General features: G+C 65.0%; 1 protein-coding gene and 1 pseudogene. Both read right to left on the bottom strand.

Annotated elements, in window-relative coordinates:
* Positions 1-1156, bottom strand: a 1156-nt coding sequence (locus ACGF5C_RS34575; RefSeq protein WP_393308600.1) for an SDR family NAD(P)-dependent oxidoreductase, incomplete at its 3' end; no start/stop codon positions are given.
* 45 nt (positions 1157-1201) lie between these two features.
* Positions 1202-1393: pseudogene (locus ACGF5C_RS34570) on the bottom strand (alcohol dehydrogenase catalytic domain-containing protein); the annotation flags it as partial.
* Positions 1394-1399 lie beyond the last annotated feature (6 nt).

Raw genomic sequence — 1399 nt, 5'->3', positions numbered from 1 at the left:
GGGCGCGGTCGCGGTGTTGTAGGTGGGCGGTCATGCCGGTGGTGTGTTCCCACAGTCCCCAGGCGATGGACGTGGCCGGCAGACCGGCCCGCTGCCGGATCGCGGCGAGAGCGTCCAGACCAGCATTCGCGGCGGCATAGTTACCCTGCCCCGGATTGCCGATCACCCCGGCAACCGAGGAGAACAACACGAACAAGGCCAGATCACGATCACGGGTCAACTCGTCCAACCACAACGCGGCCTGGAGCTTCGGCGCCAGAACAGCGTCCAGACGCTGCGGAGTCAGAGTCTCGATGATGCCGTCGTCGATGACACCAGCAGCATGCACCACCCCCGTCAACCGGTCGATGCCCCCGACCAACTCCGCCAACGCCGCCCGATCAGTGACGTCACACGCCACGACACGCACCTCGGCGCCCAAACCAGCAAGCCGGTCAGTCACACCAGAACGACTGGCCAAAACCAGTTTCCGCACACCATGCCGACGCACCAAATGCTCAGCCACCAACACACCAAGCCCACCCGTACCACCGGTGATCAGCACCGTGCCATCCGGATCCAGACGCCGCGGAATCGTCAACACCCGCTTACCAGTCGTGCGACCCGCACCCAGATCCCGCAACACCTCCCGAACCCGCTGCACCGGCACCGCAGTCACCGGCACCGGCGTCAGCGTGCCGTCATCGAAGAGTTCCATGAGCCGGCGAAGCATCCCACCCAGCCGCTCCGGCCCCGCCTCGATCATGTCGAACGGAACATAACGAACCCCCGGGAAATCACCCACACCACGAACATCGGTCTTACCCATCTCCAACAACACACCACCCGGACGCAACAACCCCACCGACGCGTCCACAAACTCACCCGCCAGGCTGTTGAGCACCACATCAAACCCACCCGCAAACACATCCACAAACCCCGTCGACCGCGACGACGCCAACCGCTCCCGCGGCACATCCACCAAATCCCACTTCGACTCACTCGCCGTCGCCCACACCTCAGCACCCAACCACCGCGCCAACTGCACCGCAGCCATACCCACCCCACCCGCAGCAGCATGAACCAACACACGCTGACCCGCCCGAAGCCCCGCAAGCTCCACCAACCCCAACCACGCCGTCAACCACACCACCGGCACACCCGCGGCCTGCTCCATCGACCAACCATCCGGAACCCCCACCACCAACCGACCATCAACCACCGTCGACGAACCAAACCCACCCGACCACAACCCCAACACCCGATCACCAACCGCCACATGCCCCACACCCTCACCAACCTCAACCACCACCCCCGCACCCTCCACACCAACCGACCCACCACCCGGATACACCCCAAGACCCACCAACACATCCCGGAAATTCACCCCCGCCGCACGGATCGCGACCCGCACCTCGCC

The sequence above is a fragment of the Micromonospora sp. NPDC047620 genome, assembly GCF_043205005.1.
In the GTDB taxonomy this organism is placed as follows: Bacteria; Actinomycetota; Actinomycetes; order Mycobacteriales; family Micromonosporaceae; genus Micromonospora.
Note: the sequence above shows the minus strand (reverse complement) of the source record. Positions and strands in the feature narration are given on the sequence as shown.